Annotated in this window: 15 protein-coding genes and 1 pseudogene; 12 read left to right on the top strand and 4 right to left on the bottom strand. The window is 74.7% G+C overall.

What is annotated here, in order from left to right; genetic code table 11:
- The first annotated feature begins 48 nt into the window (after window positions 1-48).
- The 10 genes from ACFOYX_RS02110 to ACFOYX_RS02065 all read left to right on the top strand — a co-directional run bounded on the left by ACFOYX_RS02110 (window position 49) and on the right by ACFOYX_RS02065 (window position 13992).
- Window positions 49-1734, top strand: coding sequence for a GTPase (locus ACFOYX_RS02110; protein ID WP_322441478.1), 1686 nt, complete (start codon window positions 49-51; stop codon window positions 1732-1734).
- A gap of 79 nt (window positions 1735-1813) precedes the next feature.
- Window positions 1814-3037 (top strand): hypothetical protein, encoded by a 1224-nt coding sequence (locus tag ACFOYX_RS02105; protein ID WP_322441479.1) that lies wholly within the window; start codon window positions 1814-1816, stop codon window positions 3035-3037.
- A 367-nt stretch (window positions 3038-3404) separates the two neighbouring features.
- Window positions 3405-3854, top strand: coding sequence for a hypothetical protein (locus ACFOYX_RS02100; RefSeq protein WP_322441480.1), 450 nt, complete (start codon window positions 3405-3407; stop codon window positions 3852-3854).
- Between the two features lie 626 nt (window positions 3855-4480).
- Window positions 4481-5665, top strand: coding sequence for a pyruvate dehydrogenase (acetyl-transferring) E1 component subunit alpha (gene pdhA, locus ACFOYX_RS02095; RefSeq protein ID WP_322441481.1), 1185 nt, complete (start codon window positions 4481-4483; stop codon window positions 5663-5665).
- A complete protein-coding gene (locus ACFOYX_RS02090; RefSeq protein WP_109804777.1) occupies window positions 5665-6654 on the top strand; it encodes an alpha-ketoacid dehydrogenase subunit beta in 990 nt (329 codons plus the stop codon). Before pdhA ends, ACFOYX_RS02090 begins: the two co-directional genes overlap by 1 nt.
- A 5-nt stretch (window positions 6655-6659) precedes the next feature.
- Window positions 6660-8120 (top strand): dihydrolipoamide acetyltransferase family protein, encoded by a 1461-nt coding sequence (locus ACFOYX_RS02085; RefSeq protein ID WP_322441506.1) that lies wholly within the window; start codon window positions 6660-6662, stop codon window positions 8118-8120.
- Between the two features lie 222 nt (window positions 8121-8342).
- Window positions 8343-8480, top strand: coding sequence for a hypothetical protein (locus ACFOYX_RS02080; protein ID WP_165823299.1), 138 nt, complete (start codon window positions 8343-8345; stop codon window positions 8478-8480).
- Between the two features lie 348 nt (window positions 8481-8828).
- Window positions 8829-11702, top strand: coding sequence for a hypothetical protein (locus ACFOYX_RS02075; protein WP_322441482.1), 2874 nt, complete (start codon window positions 8829-8831; stop codon window positions 11700-11702).
- Between the two features lie 232 nt (window positions 11703-11934).
- On the top strand, window positions 11935-13482 hold the full coding sequence (locus tag ACFOYX_RS02070; protein ID WP_322441483.1) for a recombinase family protein: 1548 nt from the start codon (window positions 11935-11937) through the stop codon (window positions 13480-13482).
- A gap of 357 nt (window positions 13483-13839) precedes the next feature.
- On the top strand, window positions 13840-13992 hold the full coding sequence (locus ACFOYX_RS02065) for a hypothetical protein (RefSeq protein WP_161557986.1): 153 nt from the start codon (window positions 13840-13842) through the stop codon (window positions 13990-13992).
- Here the strand turns inward: ACFOYX_RS02065 and ACFOYX_RS02060 are convergent.
- Window positions 13977-14045: pseudogene (locus ACFOYX_RS02060) on the bottom strand (hypothetical protein); the annotation flags it as partial. The gene ACFOYX_RS02065 and the pseudogene ACFOYX_RS02060 overlap by 16 nt on opposite strands.
- A 147-nt stretch (window positions 14046-14192) precedes the next feature.
- On the opposite strand from ACFOYX_RS02060, the gene ACFOYX_RS02055 reads away from it, so the two are divergent.
- Window positions 14193-16031 carry an NHL domain-containing thioredoxin family protein gene (locus ACFOYX_RS02055; protein WP_322441484.1) on the top strand — a complete coding sequence of 613 codons (1839 nt, stop codon included), beginning with the start codon at window positions 14193-14195 and terminating at the stop codon, window positions 16029-16031.
- 93 nt (window positions 16032-16124) lie between these two features.
- On the opposite strand, the gene ACFOYX_RS02050 is transcribed toward ACFOYX_RS02055, so the two are convergent.
- From ACFOYX_RS02050 to ACFOYX_RS02040, 3 genes are read right to left on the bottom strand one after another with little or no spacing between them, the layout of a single operon-like run.
- A complete protein-coding gene (locus ACFOYX_RS02050; RefSeq protein WP_322441485.1) occupies window positions 16125-16874 on the bottom strand; it encodes a 5-oxoprolinase subunit PxpA in 750 nt (249 codons plus the stop codon).
- Window positions 16858-17775 carry a biotin-dependent carboxyltransferase family protein gene (locus tag ACFOYX_RS02045; protein WP_322441486.1) on the bottom strand — a complete coding sequence of 306 codons (918 nt, stop codon included), beginning with the start codon at window positions 17773-17775 and terminating at the stop codon, window positions 16858-16860. Before ACFOYX_RS02045 ends, ACFOYX_RS02050 begins: the two co-directional genes overlap by 17 nt.
- Window positions 17776-17782: 7 nt before the next feature.
- On the bottom strand, window positions 17783-18406 hold the full coding sequence (locus tag ACFOYX_RS02040) for an allophanate hydrolase subunit 1 (protein ID WP_322441487.1): 624 nt from the start codon (window positions 18404-18406) through the stop codon (window positions 17783-17785).
- A 107-nt stretch (window positions 18407-18513) separates the two neighbouring features.
- Here ACFOYX_RS02040 and ACFOYX_RS02035 point away from each other — a divergent pair, with 107 nt between their 5' ends.
- Complete coding sequence (locus ACFOYX_RS02035) at window positions 18514-19191, top strand: hemolysin III family protein (RefSeq protein WP_109801175.1); 678 nt, start codon at window positions 18514-18516, stop codon at window positions 19189-19191.
- Window positions 19192-19218: the final 27 nt, after the last annotated feature.

Here is a 19218-nt window from a genome sequence, read left to right as displayed (position 1 = left end):
GAGGAGTGAGCTTGCGGGCCCCGCAGTCGCGAACGAAGGTCGGCTCGGATGACCAACATCGTCGGTCGGGTGCGCGAGGCGTTCCGGGGTGACCACCGGGTCGACCCGGACGAGCTGATCGCCCGGCTGGAAGGCGTACAGCGCTTCCTCCGCGCGGTGGACGGCCAGGTGCCGGACGCGCGGCTGGTCGCCGCGCACACCGTCGTCGAGCGGGCCGGCACCCGCCTCGCCCTCTCCGGCGACCACACCGTCGTCGCCCTGGCCGGGGCCACCGGCAGCGGCAAGTCCAGCCTGTTCAACGCCCTGGCCCGGCTGGAGCTCTCGCCGGTCGGCGTACGCCGGCCGACCACCGGCGTGGCGCACGCCTGTGTCTGGGGGCCGCTGGGCGGCGCCAGCCGGCTGCTCGACTGGCTCGGCGTGCTGCCCCGGCACCGGTTCGTCCGGGAGAGCGCGCTCGACGGCGACGACGAGTCGGCCCTGCACGGCCTGGTCCTGCTGGACCTGCCCGACTTCGACTCGGTGCAGCGGACCCACCGGCTGGAGGTGGACCGGCTGCTCGGCCTGGTCGACCTCGTGGTCTGGGTGGTCGACCCGCAGAAGTACGCGGACCGGGTGATCCACACCAGCTACCTGCGCGAGTTCCACCGGCACAAGGACGTCACCGTGGTCGTGCTCAACCAGGCCGACCGGCTGCCCCCGGCCGAGCTGCCCCGGGTCCTGGACGACCTGCGCCGCCTGCTCGACGCCGACGGGCTCGGCGGGGTGCCGCTGCTGCCGACCGTCGCGGTCGACCCGGCGGGGATGGTGGGGCTGCGCGGGGCGCTGGAGCGTACGGTCGCCGAGCGGCAGGCGGCGCTGCGCCGGCTGGCCGGCGACGTCGACAGCGTGGTGGCCGAGCTGGAACCGCTGGTCGGGGTGGAGCCGCCGCGTACCGGGCCGGACGACGGGTCGGCGCGGGAGCTCACCCGGGCCCTGGCCGGAGCGGCCGGGGTGCCGGCGGTGGCGGCGGCGGTCGAGGGCGCGTACCGGCACCGGGCCGGCGGGACCACCGGCTGGCCGCTGGTCAGGGGCTGGCGCAGACTCCGGCCGGACCCGCTGCGCCGGCTGCACCTCCCGGGACCGGGCGGGGACGCCGACGCGCCCGCCGAGAGCCTGGTCGCGGCGACCTCCGTACCGGATCCGACCGCCGCGCAGCGCTCGGCGCTCAACCTGGCCATCCGCGCGGTGGCCGACCGGTCCGGCGCCGACCTGCCGGCGCCCTGGCCGACCGCGGTGACCGCCGCGGCCCGGTCCCGGCTCGGCGACCTGCCCGACGCGCTGGACCGCGCGGTGGCCGGCACCGACCTGGGGATGGGCCGGCGGCCGGCCTGGTGGCGGGTCGTCGGGGGCCTCCAGTGGCTGGTCACCGTCGCCGCGCTGGCCGGGCTGGGGTGGCTCGCGCTCGGCTACGCCCTGCGGGCGCTCGGACTGCCGGCCCTGGAGTACCCGAGGGTCGGCGAGGCCCCGCTGCCGACGGTGCTGCTCCTGGGCGGCCTGCTCGCCGGGCTGCTGGTGGCGGCGCTGACCAGACCGGTGGTGCGGTGGGCGGCGCGGCGGGCCCGCCAGCGGGCGGAGCAGCGGCTAACCAGCTCGGTGGCGACGGTCGGCGAGGAGTACGTGCTGGTCCCGGTGCGGTCCGTGCTGACCCGGTACGCGCAGGCCCGCGAGGCGCTCAGGGACGCGGCCGGCCGCTGAGCCGCCCTCGACGACGACCGGACAGGGTCCCGGGGCGCTGGCGGGTGTCCCCGCCGGGCCGGCGGCGTAGGGTCGGTGCATGGCCACGCCACAGACCCCCTACGAGGCGGTGCTGCACGCCGCCCGCGACGTGACGAGGCTCGACTGCGCCCTCGACGCGGAGATGCTCGGCGCCGCACTGCTCGGCAGCGTGTACGCCATCGCGGAGACCGACCGGGAGAACGCCGTCCGGGAGTTCGTGACCGGCTTCCTCGCCGCCACCTCCCGCCGCCGCAGCGCCGCCGCCACCACCATCCGCGCCGTCTTCGCCGCCCTGGTGCCGGACGCCGACGGCGCCGGCCGGGCCCGTCCGGGCGCGCAGGCGCCGGCCTGGACCGGCCAGCTCGGGCGGGTCCACCTCACCGGCGTCTGGTCCTACGGCGACGTGTACGGCGACCAGACCTCGTACCTCGCCACGTTCGCCTACGACGAGGTCGACGGTGGCCCGGAGCACGCCCTGGTGGCCCTCGTCGACCACAACATCGGCATCACCAAGGACGTCTTCGTCGGCGGCCCGGCCGAGCGGATCCTCGAACAGGTCCGGCAGATGTGCACCGAGGACGAGCTGACCTGGTTCCGCACCGAGGAGCCGGCCCGGATGCGCGGGGAGGTGGCCCGTCACCTGGCGGTCACCGACGACCTGGGCGAGCTGCCGGCGGCCGGCTCCCTGGCCACCGACCGGGCCCTGGTCGGCGCGCGGCTGGCCGTGCTGCCCGCACCGCCCCGGGCGAACGTCGACCGGACCGTGCCGCCGCTCACCGAGCAGGAACGGACCCGGCTGGTCCGGGGCTTCCTCGGGTCGCCCGAGGCCGCCCGGTTCGGCCTCGACGCGGTGGCGGATGCCGAACTGGCCTCGCTGCACTTCTGTCTGGGTCTGCTCCTCGACCACGCGCAGAGCTTCCCGGACGCCGACCCGATGCGGTGGAGCCCCACGGTGGCCGAGCTGTTCCTCCTCGACTGGGTGCACCGGCGGGCCGTGCTGGACATGGACGACGCCGCCATGCTGCCGCGGGTGCTCCGCGGCTGGGCGGCGTACGCGGCCCGGCAGCGGGGGCTGGTGGAGGCGGCGGCCCGCCGGACGGACGAGGCGATCGAGGAGATGGTTCCCGAGTTCGCCCGGCTCTACAGCACCGGGGAGCGGCGCAGCCCCGCCACCGCCGCGGTCGCCCAGTTGATGGCCGACGGCGTCGACCCGGACGACCCGGCCGCCCTGGACGCCTGGATCGAGGCCAACCGCCACCGCCTCACCGACGACCCCGCCTGACGCACCGCTACCCGGTCGTCCAGATCGGGACCGACGACGCAGAGCGGCGGTACGTCACCGCGGCTCGGCCGCCAACCCGGCCGGCGCGGCCCCGGCCGTCGCCGGCACCGGCGAGCAGCGGGGCGACGGGACCGGTACGGCCGGGGCGTCGACCGACGGTCGGGCGAACGGCGGCGCCGGCCGAGCCGGGACCCGGGTGGGCCGGGCAGGCGGACCACCGTCGGAGTCCGCCGGGCCGGACGGCGATCCGGACGGCGACGCCGGCGGATCGGACGGGGACGGCGAGGCGGACGGAACGGACGGCGAGGGACTGCCACCGGGGTCCGGGGTGCCGCCGTCGGTCGGCTCGGTGGGCGGCAGCGTGAGGATGACCGTGGGCAGCGGCCCCGGGTCCGGGCTCGACGAGACGGTCGGCGTCGCACTGCGTGACGGACTCGGCGACCCGCTCGGCGTCGGGGACGGTCCGCCGCCGGCGGCGGGGGTGGGGGTCGGGCGGGCCGCTCCGGTGCGGGGCGCCGGTGGGGCCGGAGGCCGGGACCGCCGCTCCCACGCCGAGTCGGAGGTCACCGGCGGGGCCGGGGCGGCGGCCGCCGCGTCGGGGCGGGTGACCACCGGGGCAGGCCGGGTGGTGGGCGCCACCGCGGGCTGGCTGGTCCCGGGCAGCGGGATGACCACCGGGCCGACCGAGGGCGTCGGGATGAAGGGCGTGCTGTTGTCCGGGAGGGCGGTGCTGCCGACGGTGGCCGACCCGGCGCTGATGGCGGCGAGGATCGGCATCGACGCGGTGCCGGCGAGCAGGGCGACCGTGAAGAGGTAGCCGCGGCTCGGGCCGCCGAGTCCGGTTGCCCGGTGGGTGCCGACCACCCGTCGGTAGCCGGCGCCGGGGGCCGCGTGGTGGCGGCCGAGGAGTGGACTTCCGGGACCCTCGGCTGGCTCGGACACCGGCACACTCCTCGTCGTCGACCTTCGGCGGGATCGTCGGTTGCGGGCACGTCGGCCTAAATGGACAAACGCCGCTTAACACTCACCGGGACACCAGTCAGCTTGAACCAGTGACGCTCAGTTCACCAGTCGCCACCGCGTGTCGACACACACTTTGTCCGTCGCGGTGGAGTGCGCATGCGACAAAAAGGTCTATCCGTCGCTTTGCAGACGGAACGCCACCGGGGTGGAGGGCCATACTGTGGGCCCGCTCACCTCCTCTGCAATCATTCAGGCACGACGGCAACGTAGCCGCCACCTCCGCGCACCCCGCGGCAGGTGCGGTACGACGCCGGCGCTCCCGAACCGGGTTCGCCCAGAATCCGGCTCACGCCGCGCGGCAACCCTCACCGGGGCTAGGCGCGGCCGCCAGGAACCAGCCCGGCACCAGCCGGGCGGGTGCACGATTTGCGCGGCTAGGGTCACCCCCGGCACCGGCGCAGACACGACAGGGAGAGACGGATGGCAAAGGGCGACCCCGGGGTCACCACCCGCGGCCGGCGGGCCGCACCCCGTTCCAAGCGAACCGCCTCGGCGAACGCCGGTGACCCGGCACTCGTACAGCTGCTGACGCCCGAGGGCGAGCGGATCGAGAGCGCGATCGGCCCGGACGGGACCGAGTACCGCGTCGACTTCACCGACGAGGAGTACCGCGGGCTCTACCGCGACCTCGTGCTGGTCCGGAAGCTCGACGCCGAGGCGACCGCGCTGCAGCGCCAGGGCGAGCTGGGCCTCTGGGCCAGCCTGCTGGGTCAGGAGGCCGCGCAGGTCGGCTCCGGCCGGGCGCTGCGTACCCAGGACATGGCCTTCCCGACCTACCGGGAGCACGGCGTCCTCTACTGCCGGGGCATCGACCCGATCATGCCGCTCGGCCTGTTCCGCGGGGTCGACCAGGGCGGCTGGGACCCCAACGAGTTCAAGTTCAACATGTACACGATCGTGATCGGGGCGCAGACCCTGCACGCGACCGGGTACGCCATGGGCGTCCACATGGACGGCAAGACCGGCACCGACGACGGCGAGGCGGTGATCGCCTACTTCGGCGACGGCGCCACCAGCCAGGGCGACGTCAACGAGGCGTTCGTCTGGGCCAGCGTCTTCAACGCCCCGCTGGTGTTCTTCTGCCAGAACAACCAGTACGCCATCTCCGAGCCGCTGGAGCGGCAGACCCGCGTCCCGCTGTACCAGCGGGCGGGCGGCTTCGGCTTCCCCGGCGTGCGGGTGGACGGCAACGACGTGCTCGCGTCGTACGCGGTGACCCGGCACGCGCTGGACAACGCCCGGCTCGGCCAGGGCCCCAGCCTGATCGAGGCGTACACCTACCGGATGGGGGCGCACACCACCTCCGACGACCCGACCCGGTACCGGATCGCCAGCGAGGTCGAGGCCTGGCAGGCCAAGGACCCGATCGCCCGGATGAAGGCGTTCCTGACCAAGCAGCAGATCGCCGACGCGGACTTCTTCACCTCGGTCGACGAGCAGGCCCGCGCCGAGTCGGTGCACCTGCGCGAGCGGGTGCTCGCCATGCCGAACCCGGAGCCGGTGACGATGTTCGACCACGTCTACCCCAACGGGTCCCCCGAGCTCGACGAGCAGCGGGCGCAGTTCAGCAAGTACATGGAGTCGTTCGAGGGGAGCGCCCACTGATGGCCACGGAGACGCTCACCCTCGGCAAGGCCCTCAACACCGGTCTGCGCAAGGCCCTGGAGAACGACCCGAAGGTCGTCATCATGGGCGAGGACGTCGGCAAGCTCGGCGGCGTGTTCCGGATCACGGACGGGCTCCAGAAGGACTTCGGCGACCAGCGGGTGATCGACACCCCGCTGGCCGAGTCCGGCATCATCGGCACCGCGGTCGGCCTGGCCATCCGCGGCTTCCGCCCGGTCTGCGAGATCCAGTTCGACGGCTTCGTCTACCCCGCGTACGACCAGATCGTGTCGCAGGTGGCGAAGATGCACTACCGCTCGCAGGGCAAGGTCCGGATCCCGATGGTCATCCGGATTCCCTACGGCGGCGGCATCGGCGCGGTCGAGCACCACTCGGAGTCGCCCGAGGCGTACTTCGCGCACACCGCCGGCCTGAAGGTCGTCACCTGCGCGAACCCGCAGGACGCGTACTCGATGATCCAGCAGGCGATCGCCTCGGACGACCCGATCGTCTTCCTGGAGCCGAAGCGGCGCTACTGGGAGAAGGGTCCGGTCGAGCTGGACGCCCCGCTGTCGGAGGCGTACCCGCTGCACTCGGCCCGGGTCGCCCGCGCCGGCACCGACGCCACCGTGCTGGCGTACGGCCCGATGGTGCGGACCTGCCTGGACGCGGCGACCGCCGCCGCGGAGGACGGCCGCGAGCTGGAGGTCATCGACCTGCGCTCGCTCTCCCCGCTGGACCTGACCGCCGCGTACGAGTCGGTGCGGCGCACCGGCCGCTGCGTGGTCGTTCACGAGGCCCCGGGCAACCTGGGCCTGGGCTCGGAGATCGCGGCCCGGATCACCGAGGAGTGCTTCTACTCCCTGGAGTCCCCGGTGCTGCGCGTCACCGGCTTCGACACCCCCTACCCGGCCAGCCGGGTGGAGGAGGAGTACCTGCCCGACCTCGACCGGGTGCTCGACGCCGTCGACCGCACCTTCGGCTGGTGAGCGGCATGTCACGGATCAAGGAGTTCAACCTCCCCGACCTGGGCGAGGGCCTGACCGAGGGCGAGATCCTGGCCTGGCTGGTCAAGGTGGGCGACACGATCGAGCTGAACCAGCCGATCGTCGAGGTGGAGACGGCCAAGGCGGCGGTCGAGATCCCGGCGAAGTGGGCCGGCCAGGTGCGGTCGATCTTCCACCCGGAGGGCACCACGGTCGAGGTCGGCACGCCGATCATCGCGATCGACACCGACCCGGGCGCCGGCCCGATCGAGGAGTCGACGACCGGCGAGCCGGCCGACGCGCTGCCCACCCCGTCGGCGGCCTCGCTGGCCGCGGTCGAGATCGCGCCCGAGGAGGGCATGGTCGAGCCCGGCCTGATCGGCGGTCCCGCCCCGGGTGGGCGTACCGCCGTGCTGGTCGGCTACGGCCCGCGCACCACGGCGGCGAAGCGCCGGCCGCGCAAGGGCGGTCTCCCCGCCCAGGCGGCGGCCGCCCCGGTCCAGCCCGCCCCGGCTCCGGCGCCGGTCGCACCGGCTCCGGCGGCTCCGGCGGTCAACGGCACCGGCCGGACCGGCGGGCTGGTGCTGGCCAAGCCGCCGGTCCGGAAGCTCGCCAAGGACCTCGGCGTCGACCTGGCCACGCTGACCGGCTCGGGCCCGCTGGGCTCGATCACCCGGGAGGACGTACAGCGGGCGGCGAGCGGGACCCCGGCGGCGGCCGAGCCGCTGATGGTCGCGGCGCCGACCACGGTGGCCGCGAGCTTCGGCGCGGACCGCGAGCAGCGCATCCCGGTCAAGGGGGTACGCAAGCTCACCGCCGAGAACATGTCCCGCTCGGCGTTCACCGCCCCGCATGTGACGGAGTTCCTCACCGTCGACGTGACCCGGGCGATGAAGGCCCTGGACCGGCTCCGCGAGCGGCGGGAGTGGCGCGACGTCCGGGTCTCGCCGCTGCTGCTGGTCGCCAAGGCGGTGCTGTTGGCGGTCAAGCGCCATCCGATGGTCAACTCGACCTGGGCGGGCGACGAGATCGTCGTCAAGGACTACGTCAACCTGGGCATCGCGGCGGCCACCGAGCGCGGCCTGATCGTGCCGAACATCAAGGACGCCGGCCGGCTCTCGCTGCGCGAACTGGCGGACGCGATGACGGCGCTGGTGCAGACGGCCAAGGCCGGGAAGACCTCCCCGGCTGACATGTCGGGCGGCACGCTGACGATCACCAACGTCGGCGTCTTCGGCGTCGACACCGGTACGCCGATCCTGCCGCCGGGCGAGTCGGCGATCCTGGCCTTCGGCGCGGTCCGGGAGATGCCGTGGGTGCACAAGGGCAAGGTGAAGCCGCGCCTGGTCACCACGCTCGGCCTCTCCTTCGATCACCGGATCATCGACGGTGAGCTGGGCTCGAAGTTCCTCCGCGACATCGGGGACTTCCTGGCCGATCCGGAGGCGGCGCTGCTCGCCTGGACCTGACGGTCGACAGACACCAGGCCACGGCCGGTGTGCCACGGGTGAACGCCCGGCACACCGGCCGTTGCCGTTGGGGGAAGAATTCGTCGGCCCTGACCGCCCGCAACCTACGATCCTTAGGTCCGTGGTTCAGCTCACCTAATAATCGATGGAAGTTGACCGCGTCATGCGCTTCAATAGAGACATCAGGGGCTGACAACCGAATAGCCAGGAGGAGAGACCCAGATGAGCATGATCGAGCGAATCCGCAACCGCCGCGACGCCAACCGCCGTGCCCGCGCAATCGAGCACGCGCTGCGTTCCGCCAACTCGCCCGCGGTCCGCGAGGAGCTTCTCGCCATCGCCCAGCGTCACATGAGCTGACGCTCCTCGACTTTCTCACCTCCTCCAGTTCGGAGACCCGCCCGGCGCAGCCGGGCGGGTCTCCGGCGTTTGGGGGTGATTGAGACCGGGATTCCACCTCGCCGCACCGCCCGGTACGGTGGGGCTCGGTCGCCACCCACCCGCCCCCGGCGAGATCGCGCCGATAGAAGCCGATCGACACCGCACGGCAACGGTGAGTGACGGCCGGTGCTCCCCGGACACCTCCGGGCGGCCACCGGATACGGTGCGGGGAGCCCACACGGCCGGTATCCGCCGGCGACGCCGGCAACCATGCCGACGGTCCCCGATCGGCATCGGCGGCCGACATGTGATGGAGGAGGCGCACCCATGACGTCCGAGGCCCCGCACCGCCCCGGCCAGGAGCCGGGCGAGGTGTCGCCGGGCGCCGGCGGACCGGCGCCGTACGGCGACCACCCGGCGCAGCAGGACAACGGGTACCCCAACGCCCCCGATCTCGGCTGGGCACCACCCCCGCCGGCCGGTCGGCCGAACCAGCCGGCCCCCGCCTGGGCCGGACAGGACGAACAGTCGCCCGCCCCCGCCTGGGCGCAGCCGGGCGGCCAGCCACCGAACCCCACCTGGGGCGCCGCCCCGGCCCCGCAGCAGCCCGAACCCGGGTCCTGGGGCGCCCCGGCCCAGCCCGCGTGGGCCACGCCGGAACAGGCCGGCCCCGCCTGGGCCGCCGCTTCCGCACCCGGCGGCAACCCGGGCAACCCACCGGCTGAGCAGTCCCCGCCCGCGTGGGCGACGCCGTCCGAGCAGGCCGGCCCCGGCTGGGCCGCCGGGCCCCGGGGAGACCAGCCGGCCTGGGCGCAGCCCGCCGAGCCGGGCGCCCGAGGCGCGGCGCAGGTGCCCGCCCCCGCCGGCCAGCCGCACGACGACCCGGCCCGTTCCGGCGGCTGGAGCGCGGCTCCCACCACCCCGGACGACCGCTCGGACGGCTGGGCCGTCGGGTCCGGCGCGCCGCAGCAGGACGATCCGGCCCGCTCGGGCGGGTGGGCCACCCCGCCGCAGGACGACCAACCGGCCTGGGGCCAGCAGGGCGAGCAGTCGCCCACCTGGGCCTCCACCGCGCCCACCGCACGCGCCGCCGCGCAGGTTCCCGCCCCCGCCGGGCAGCCGAACGAGGCGTGGTCCACGCCGAACGAGCCGAACCAGTCCGGCGGCTGGACGTCCGGCAACCCGGACCAGCAGGACGATCCCGCGCGCTCGGGCGGCTGGGCCGCCGGCGTACCAGCCCGACAGGACGACGCGGAGCCGGCCCGCGGCTGGTCCACCCCGCAGCAGGACGACGCGGCGCGCTCCGACGGCTGGGAGACCGGTCCCGCCGAGCCCCGCGACGACGACCCCGACCGCTCCGGAGGCTGGGCCGCCGGACGGGCCGCCACCCACGGCGAGCCTCCGCAGCAGCCCGGCTGGGGCGCGCCGGACGACCAGCGTCCGGCCACCGGCTGGAGCGGCGCCGCAGCCGTACCGCAGCAGCGGGACCGGCCCGGGTCGGAGGAGTCGGCGCAGGCCGGCTCCTGGGGCGCGGCCCCGGCGCAGGACGACCGGCCGGAGGCCGGCGGCTGGACGCCGGCCGAACCGTCGCCGGCCCGGGCCAGCGCCTCGGTGCCGTCCCCGGACGGCCCGCCGGCCTGGGTCGCCAACCAGAACGACGCACCGCAGTGGACCCGCGGGGACCGCCCGGCCGTGCCGGACGCCGAGCCGTGGCCGGCCGGCGAGGTGTGGGGCCGGTCCGCCGAGACGGAACCCGCCGCGCCCCAGCCGAACGGCTGGGAATCGGGCCGGGCCAAGGAGCCACCCGCCTACCAGCCGCCGCCGGGCCCGGGCATCTCCGCGGCCAACGCCGTACCGCTGCCGCCGCAGGAGCAGCGGGTGCCGGGCGCCAGCCTGGCCGCGTCGCCGCCGACCGACTACGCGCCGCCGGCGCAGTTCGCCCCGGGGGCCGAGAACGGCGGCCCGCAGGCGTACGGGTCGGAGCAGTCGGGTGCCGTGCCCGGCTGGGGTCCGGCCGAGGCGTCGCACCAGGAGCCGCAGTCGCCGGCCGGGCCGGTGGTGCCCGCGCCGCGTACCTCTCCGGAGGCCGGCGCCGTCTCCGCCAGCGCGTCGGTGCCGATGGCCAGCCGGGTGATGCCCCCGACCGACGAGGCCCTGCGGCCGGCCGGCTCGCCGGCCCCGCAGCCCCGGGTGTACGGCCGCCCGAGCCGGCCGGAGCCGGAGGAGGCCACCGGGCAGGACGACCCGAACGGCTACCCGGACCAGGGCCGGCGTTTCGACGACCAGAACCAGCAGCCCGGTTTCGACGACCACGGCCAGCGGCCCGGCTTCGGCGACCACGGCCCGCAGCCCCGCTACGACGACCCGGGCCAGCAGTCCGGCTTCGACGACCACGGCCGGCCGGCGGGGCCGCACGGCTTCGCCCACACACCGTCCGCGCCGCCGTCGTCGCCCGCGGGTCCGCCGCCGTTCCCGCCCGGCGCGCCGTCCTTCGTGGACCCGGCCGCCAACCACCGCCCGGCCAACGGGGTGCACCCGCACAGCGGCGAACGCCCCGGCGACCCGTACGGCGGTCCCGGCCAGGGCGACCCGTACGGCGGTCCGGGCGGACACCAGGACCCCTTCGGGGCGCAGCCCGGTGGCCCGTTCGGGGGTCCGGGTGGACCGGCCGGTGGCCGTGCCTCCGTCGCGGTGCCGGGCCAGGGACCGGGGGCGATGCACGAGCAGGGACCGGGCGGCTTCCCGCCGGCCTTCCCGCCGCCGCCCCAGCAGGCGCCGCCCGCCTGGCAGCACGGCCTCGGCGGCGAGCCGGAGCAGGGCCGGTTCGACTCGTTCAAGCCGGACGCCGAGCCGAAGACCGAAGCGCCGACGCCGACGCCGAAGGTGCGCAACGGGCGGGTGCTGGCCGTCGTGCTGATCGCGGCGGTGCTGATCCTGGCCGTGCCGCTCGGCCTGCTCACGCTGCTCGGCAAGGTCGGCGGCGGCGACAACAAGCCGGCCGGTTTCGACCCGGCGGTGGGCTCCTGCGTGAAGCAGTCCGGTGGGGGCGCGGTGGCCGCCAACTGCGGTGAGCAGGGCGCCTTCACGGTGGTGTCGAAGGTCGACGCCCAGGACAAGTGCGACGACCCGGCGCAGCCGCACGTGGTGCTGCCGGGCGAGGGGACCAACCGGGTGCTCTGCCTGAAGCCGGCCGGCAAGTAGCGTCCTCGTCGACAGCGGGGCCACGGTGATCCGTGGCCCCGCCGTCGTGTCCGGGGGTGTGATCGAGCCCGCTCGGGGTGCCGGCCGGTTCGGGCCGTCCGGTCCGGCAGACTGAAGGCATGAGCGCACGAGTACGGGCACCCGAGCTGCGCGGTCGGGGCTGGCTGAACAACTTCTGGAAGTCCTAGAAGAAGCTTGCAACTCGCCCACCCGGGGCCTTAGCGTCCTCGGCATGTCTCACCACGAACACCTCGCCGACCTGTACCTACGGCTATCCCTCGACCGCGAGGGAAAGACCGCGATTGAACGCCAGGAGGCCGACTGTCGCGCCTGGTGCGCGCGCAACGGCCTAGACGTCCGCACCGTCCACATCGACCGGGGCCGGTCCGGCTACAAGGCCGTAGACCGCGCCGGATTCGACGCCGCGATATCCGCCCTCACGACCGGCACCGTCGGCACTCTGGTCGTCTGGAAGGTCGACCGCCTGTCCCGGCGGGGCATGGGCCAGGTCGGCCAGGTCCTTGATCAGGTCGAGAAAGTCGCGGGCCGAATCGTCTTCGTTCAGGACGGCCTAGACACCTCCCGGCAACAGGCCCGCCTAGCCCTCGTTTTGCTGTCCGAGGTCGCCCGCAGCGAGTCCGCCAACATCGGGCTACGCGTCGCCTCGGCGAAGGCCCACCTCCGCAGCCTTGGGCGGTGGATCGGCGGACAACCGCCCTACGGCCTAGCGGTCGGCGAGGACGGCCGGCTAGACCACGACCCGCACACCGCGCCGACGGCCCGCGAGATCGCCGAGCGCGCCCTGTCTGGCGAACCGCTGGTACACATCGCCCGCGACCTGAACGCCCGCAAGATCCCCGCGACGCGCGGCGGTGCTTGGGGCGTCGGGTCCCTGTCGGTTCTGCTCAAGTCGCCCGCGTTCGCCGGGCTGCTGCCCGAGACCGTCAAGAAAGACGGGAAGTACACGGGGAAGGTCGTCCCCTGGCGCGACCCCGAGACCGGCAAGACCGTCGATATCGGCCGAGGGATCATCACGCCCGCCGAGCAACTACAGGTCATGCGCATCCTGGAAGCCCGCACCGGCACCGACCCGGTCGGCCGTAACCGGGGCGTGAGGGCTCAGGTGTCCCACCTCCTGACCGGCTTTCTCCGCTGCGGGGGCTGCGGGCGTCGCATGTCCGCCGCCGGACGGTCGTACGTGTGCCAGGGCCGCCGCCTCGGCCACCCGTGCCCTGCGCACGTCACCGCGTTTATCGCCGCCGTAGACCGCGCCGTGGTCGACGCGTTCATAAACCGCCTGGCCGCGACCGAGCCTGGCGACCCGTTGCTAGACGCCGTGGCCGAGCGCTGGATAGCCCGGCATGACCCGGACATAATCCGCGAGCGGGCGACCATCACAGCCGCCTTGGAAGACGCGAACGCCTCCCTGGTCGACCTGGAAGACGCCCGCTACCTTCGCGGCGAGTTCGTCGGCCCCGAGGCGGTCCAGCGCTGGACCCGTTTACACGAGCGGCTGACCGCCCGCGTCGTCGGGCTGCGCCGCAACCTCGCCGACTTCCCGTTGCCCGAGGCGGACATTAGCCCGCTCCTCGACCCGGTCCAGGCCCGCGAAGCATGGGACGCCGCCACGGTCCCCGACCGCCGCGACCTCCTCCGCCTGGCCCTGAACGCCGTAACCATCACGCCCGCGCACGGCCGCCGGGGCGTGCGATTCGACCCCGACGCCCGCCTCCGGTTCACCTGGGCCGACGAGCCCGAGTCCGCGTCCCCGGACGCCTGAGACCTCGCCACCGCAACCAAATAAGGCAGGCCCGGTAGCGACTCCACCGCCGACCGAGGCCCTAACGGAAGAAATGACCTTCCGCTAGGCGCCACCCTATCCACCCGCGCCCGCCGCGCCTGATCGCGGCCTACGCCGGCCCCGCTCGGGGCCTGGCCGCTTACCTGCCGACCCTGGCCGCCCTCCGTGAACGCCGTCCGGGCGTCCTGGGATGCGCGATGATGCCGAGCCAGTGGGCCGAGATGATCGGCGCCAGCCTGGCCCGCCTCGACCTAGGCCCCCGACCACGCGGACCGCGTCCGCGAAGAGCAGACCCTCGGCCTCGCCGAGTCGATCGGCCGGGGCCCGGTCCGCGACGTGACCCACGCCGGACGGGGCGCCGTGGTCTTCGCGTTCGGCCAGGTCTCCCAGGCCCTCGAAGAGGCCGCCGTGCCGTTCGCCGAGACCATCACGGTGGCCGGCCCGGCTGTCGTCGAACCGGTCCCGCATCGAATCCGGACCGCCAGGTAGCCGGCGTGCGGCCCACCGAAGCCCATCGGTACGCCGAACCGCTGGGTGGTGCCGGCGACCGATCCGGCGTGGATGGCCGGGGTGGCCCCATAGGCGTTCGCCTGGCGGGCGACGCCCTGGACGGCGCAGCCCCGTTCGCTGCGTCACGGTTGTCCGAGCCCCCCGGGCCGTCCTCGCCGACGCCGTGGCAGGGTGAGTCTATGGCTACTTCGCCCCGCGTCCGTGCGCCCGAACTGAAGGGCCGCCGGTGGCTGAACACAGGCGGACGAAACTTGACATTGCGGGACCTCCGAGGTCGCTGCGTCATCTTGGATTTCTGGACCTTCTGCTGCATCAACTGTCTGCACGTGCTCGACGAGCTGCGCCCGCTCGAGGAGAAGTACGGCGACGTGCTGGTGGTCGTCGGCGTGCACTCGCCCAAGTTCGAGCACGAGAAGGACCCGGAGGCGCTGGCCGCCGCCGTGGAGCGGTACGGGGTGCACCACCCGGTGCTCGACGACCCCGAGCTGGACATGTGGCAGCAGTACGCGGCGAAGGCCTGGCCGACCCTCTCGGTGGTCGACCCGGAGGGTTACGTGGTGGCCACGATGGCCGGCGAGGGGCACGCCGAGGGGCTGGCCCGGCTGGTCGACGAGCTGATCGCCACCCACGAGGCGAAGGGCACCCTGCACCGGGGCGAGGGCCCGTACGTCCCGCCGGCCGAGCCGGAGACCACGCTGCGCTTCCCGGGCAAGGCGGTGGCGCTCGCCGACGGCAACCTGCTGGTCTCGGACTCGGCCCGGCACTCGCTGGTGGAGCTGGCCCCGGACGGTGAGAAGCTGGTCCGCCGGATCGGCGCCGGCGCCCGCGGCCAGGCGGACGGGCCGGCGGAGACGGCCACCTTCTCGGAGCCGCAGGGGCTCTGCCTGCTCCCGACGCACGTCGCCGAGGTCGCCGGCTACGACGTGGTGGTCGCGGACACCGTCAACCACCTGCTGCGGGGGGTGCGGCTGGACACCGGCGAGGTGGTGACGGTCGCCGGCACCGGCCGGCAGTGGCGGTCGACGGTCGACGACCACGCGCACGACGCCCGCTCGGTCGACCTCTCCTCCCCCTGGGACATGGCCTGGTACGACGACAAGGTCGTCATCGCCATGGCCGGCATCCACCAGCTCTGGTGGTTCGACCCGATCCGGCGGACCGCCGGCATGTACGCGGGCACCACGGTCGAGGCGCTGCGCGACGGCCCGCTGCCGGACGTCTGGATGGCGCAGCCCTCCGGCCTCTCCGCCTCGGCCGACGGCGTCCGGCTCTGGATCGCGGACAGCGAGACCAGCGCCGTCCGGTACATCGAGAACGGCGTGCTGAGCACCGCCGTGGGTCAGGGGCTCTTCGACTTCGGCCACGTCGACGGTCCGGCCGACCAGGCGCTGCTCCAGCATCCGCTGGGGGTGTGCGCGCTGCCGGACGGCTCGGTGCTGATCGCCGACACGTACAACGGCGCGGTCCGCCGCTTCGACCCGGAGACGGACCAGGTCGCCACGGTGGCGGACGGGCTGGCCGAGCCGAGCGACCTGGTGCTCACCGCCGAGGGTGCGGTGCTGGTGGTGGAGTCCGCCGCGCACCGGCTGACCCGGCTGGCCCCGGGCGCGCTCTCGGCGGCGGGCGCCAGCACGGTGGACGGCCCCCGGCACCGGGCCGAGCGGAAGCCGACGGACGTGGCGGCCGGTGAGGTGACGCTCGACGTGATCTTCACGCCGGCGCCGGGCCAGAAGCTGGACGAGACGTACGGTCCGTCGACCCGGCTGGTGGTCTCCGCGTCGCCGCCGGAGCTGCTGATCGAGGGTGCGGGGACGACGACGGACCTGTCCCGCCGGCTGGTGGTCAACGGCGAGGTGGCCGGCGGGGTGCTCCAGGTGACCGCGCAGGCGGCCACCTGCGACGCGGACGTCGAGCACGCCGCCTGTCACCTGACCCGGCAGGACTGGGGCGTGCCGGTGCGGGTGGTCGACGGCGGCGCGGGCCGGGTGCCGCTGGTGCTGCGCGGCCTGGACGCCTGACCGCCGGACGCGTCCTGGGCGGCCGGCCGGGTGCGGGTGTCGGCCGGCCGCTGTGGAGCTGATGTCGTGAACGAATCAGCGCTGGGGCGGCGGTCAGGCGAACGGGGTGAGGGTTGTTCCGGCGTCGATCAGCGCGGCCCGGACCAGCTCGGCGGAGCGGACGGCGCTGGGGCTGTCCCCGTGCAGGCAGATCGACTCGACTGGGCACGGGATCACCCGGCCGTCGACCGCGACCACCGTGCGCTCGGTGGCCATCCGGACGGCCCGGTCGGCCACCTCCTCCGGGTCGGTGACCAGCGCGTTCGCGGCGGTCCGGGGCACCAGTGCGCCGTTGGGCAGATAGTTCCGGTCGGCGAAGCCCTCGGGGACCACCCGCAGCCCGGCGCCGACGGCGAGCTGGGCGAGCACCGTGCCGGGCGAGCAGAGCACGGGCAGCGCGGGGTCGTACCCGCTGACGGCGGCGACCAGGGCGGCCGCCTGGGCCTCGTCGCGGGCCGCGGCGTGGTAGAGCGCGCCGTGCGGCTTGAGGTAGCGGACCCGGGTGTGGAACAGCCGGCAGAACGCCTCCAGCGCGCCGAGCTGGTAGGTGACCTCGTCGCGGAGTTCGGCGAAGTCGTACGCGATGTGCCGGCGGCCGAAGCCGGCGAGGTCCCGGTACCCGACCTGGGCGCCGATGGCGACCCCGCGCTCGGCGGCGGCGGCGCAGACCCGGCGCATGGTGGACGCGTCGCCGCCGTGGAAGCCGCACGCGACGTTGGCGGAGGTGACGAGGTCCAGCAGCGCGTGGTCGTCGCCGAGCCGCCAGATGCCGAATCCCTCGCCGAGGTCAGCGTTGAGGTCCATGGAACCTCACCGTAGTCCCTGGGCGGGCCTGGGCGAGCGGGGTCACGTCGTCCACCACACCCACGACCGGGTATCCGCCGGTGGTGGGATGGTCGGCGAGGAAGATCAGCGGCTGCCCGTCGGCCGGCACCTGCACCGCCCCGAGGACCAGTCCCTCGCTGGGCAGTTCCCCGGTCACCGCGCGGGGCAGGGGCGCGCCGGTCAGTCGCGCGCCGACCCGGTTGCTCACCGGGCTGACCCGGTACGCGGTGCCGAAGAGCAGGTCCAGGGCGGCCGGGGTGAACCAGTCGTGCCGGGGGCCGGGGCGCAGGGTCAGCCGCAGCTCGTCCGGGGCGGGAGGGGTGACGGTGACGTCGACCGGGGCGGGGTGCCCGACCGGCTCGCCGAGGGGCAGCCGGTCGCCGTCGCGTACCGGGGGCGGGCCGAGGCCGGAGAGGGTGTCGGTGGCGCGGCTGCCCAGCACCGGCGGCACCTCGATGCCACCGGAGACGGCCAGCCAGGTGCGCAGTCCGGCCCGGGCCGGGCCGATCCGCAGCACCGCGCCGGCCGGCAACGAGAGGGGTCGACCGACGTCGCCCGGACGGCCCGCGTCGGGTGGTCGACGGCCGGCCGGCTCGGGGTCGATCCGGACCCCGACCTCCGCCCCGGTCAGCGCGACGCAGGCGGCCCGCTCGAACCGCAGGTCGCAGCCGGTCAGCGTGATCTCCAGCCCGGCGGCGCGCTCCGGGTTGCCGACGAGCCGGTTGGCCAGCCGCAGCGCGGCCGGGTCGAGCGCGCCGGAGCGGGGCACGCCGAGGTGGGCGTAGCCGGGCCGGCCCTGGTCCTGGACGGTGGTGAGCGCGCCGGCCCGGAGCACCTCGATCACGCTGAGCACGCCGGTTCGCGACTGCGGGGCTCGCAAGAGCGGCTCACTCCTCGCGCTCACGGGACACCAGGCGTACCGGGGTGCCGGGGGTGAGCCGGGCCGGCGGGTCCGCGTGCACGTCGAACAGGACGAGGTCGGTCCGGCCGACCAGCAGCCAGCCGCCGGGCGAGGCGGTCGGGTAGATCCCGGCGTACGGCCCGGCGAGCGCCACCGAGCCGGCCGGCACCCGGGGGCGTGGCGTGGCCAGCCGGGGGACGGCCAGCTCGGCGGGGAGCCCGGTCAGGTAGGCGAACCCGGGCGCGAAGCCGCAGAAGGCCACCCGGAGCTCGGTGCGCCGGAGCCGGTCGACCACCTCCGGCACGGTCATCCCCCAGTGGCCGGCGACGGCGGGCAGGTCTTCCCCGTCGTACGCGGTGGGGACCTCGACCGGGTCGACGGCGGTCGTGGTGGCGACCGGCCGCGGCGTCCAGCCGGCGATCAGCGTGGCGGCCGCCGCCGGGTCGGGTACGCCGTCGAGCAGCACGGTGGCGGCGGCTGGGACGATCTCGACGGCGTTCAGCTCGCCGGATTCGCGGCGGCGCCACAGCTCGGCCCGCCACGCCTGCACCTGGTCGGCGTCGTCGCAGTCGAGCAGCAGGGCCTGCGTGCCGACGGGTCGGATCCGCATCCCGCCATCCTCGCGGATCGCCCGGACGGCCAGGGTCCACCTGCCGCTCAGGTTGCGTGACGGTCCACACTACTTGCAAGTAACCTACGGTGCCGTAACCTATTGGCGTGACCACCTCCGCACCGCTCCGGCTCAAGCCGGTCGACATCGGGAAGCCCCGGATGCGCGGCTGGCTGCACACCTACGCGTTCTTCGTCGCGCTCGTCTGCGGCATCGTGCTCTGCTCGATCGCGGCCGCCCGGCCCGGTTGGGCGCCCCTGGTCAGCTGCCTGATCTACAGCCTGACCGTCTGCGGGCTCTTCGGCACCAGCGCCCTCTACCACCGGCGGGTCTGGTCCGAGCGCGGCTACCAGATCATGCGCCGGATGGACCACTCGATGATCTTCCTGTTCATCGCCGGCACCTACACGCCGTTCTGCGCCCTGCTGCTGGACACCCGGCACGCCGCCATCATGCTGGGCCTGGTCTGGGGCGGGGCACTGGCCGGGGTGGCGGTGAAACTGATCTGGCCGCACGCCCCGCGGTGGGTCTCCGCCCCGCTCTACCTGGCGCTCGGCTGGGTCGCCGTGACGATGCTGCCGGAGATCCTGCACTCCGGCGGGGTGACCGCCCTGGTGCTGCTGATCGTCGGCGGCGCGATCTACAGCGTCGGCGCGGTCTTCTACGCGCTGCGCCGGCCCAACCCGTGGCCCACGGTCTTCGGGCACCACGAGTTCTTCCACGCCTGCACCCTGGTCGCGGCGATCTGCCACCACATCGCGATCTACTTCGCGCTCTTCTCCTGACCCCGGACGCGATCCGGGGGCCCCGCG

This window comes from Micromonospora sp. GCM10011541, from assembly GCF_042650725.1.
GTDB classification, from domain to species: Bacteria; Actinomycetota; Actinomycetes; order Mycobacteriales; family Micromonosporaceae; genus Micromonospora; species Micromonospora sicca.
This window is presented reverse-complemented; position numbering and strand designations above follow the sequence as displayed.

What these genes read in the sequence shown, in the direction of transcription:
- ACFOYX_RS02105 (WP_322441479.1), top strand. Translation starts at nt 1,814, where the DNA reads ATGGCCACGCCACAGACCCCCTACGAGGCGGTGCTGCACGCCGCCCGC.
- ACFOYX_RS02055 (WP_322441484.1), top strand. Translation starts at nt 14,193, where the DNA reads ATGGCTACTTCGCCCCGCGTCCGTGCGCCCGAACTGAAGGGCCGCCGG.
- ACFOYX_RS02050 (WP_322441485.1), bottom strand. Translation starts at nt 16,874, where the DNA reads ATGGACCTCAACGCTGACCTCGGCGAGGGATTCGGCATCTGGCGGCTC.
- pdhA (WP_322441481.1), top strand. Translation starts at nt 4,481, where the DNA reads ATGGCAAAGGGCGACCCCGGGGTCACCACCCGCGGCCGGCGGGCCGCA.
- ACFOYX_RS02040 (WP_322441487.1), bottom strand. Translation starts at nt 18,406, where the DNA reads ATGCGGATCCGACCCGTCGGCACGCAGGCCCTGCTGCTCGACTGCGAC.
- ACFOYX_RS02100 (WP_322441480.1), top strand. Translation starts at nt 3,405, where the DNA reads ATGACCGTGGGCAGCGGCCCCGGGTCCGGGCTCGACGAGACGGTCGGC.
- ACFOYX_RS02075 (WP_322441482.1), top strand. Translation starts at nt 8,829, where the DNA reads ATGACGTCCGAGGCCCCGCACCGCCCCGGCCAGGAGCCGGGCGAGGTG.
- ACFOYX_RS02070 (WP_322441483.1), top strand. Translation starts at nt 11,935, where the DNA reads ATGTCTCACCACGAACACCTCGCCGACCTGTACCTACGGCTATCCCTC.
- ACFOYX_RS02110 (WP_322441478.1), top strand. Translation starts at nt 49, where the DNA reads ATGACCAACATCGTCGGTCGGGTGCGCGAGGCGTTCCGGGGTGACCAC.
- ACFOYX_RS02080 (WP_165823299.1), top strand. Translation starts at nt 8,343, where the DNA reads ATGAGCATGATCGAGCGAATCCGCAACCGCCGCGACGCCAACCGCCGT.
- ACFOYX_RS02090 (WP_109804777.1), top strand. Translation starts at nt 5,665, where the DNA reads ATGGCCACGGAGACGCTCACCCTCGGCAAGGCCCTCAACACCGGTCTG.
- ACFOYX_RS02085 (WP_322441506.1), top strand. Translation starts at nt 6,660, where the DNA reads ATGTCACGGATCAAGGAGTTCAACCTCCCCGACCTGGGCGAGGGCCTG.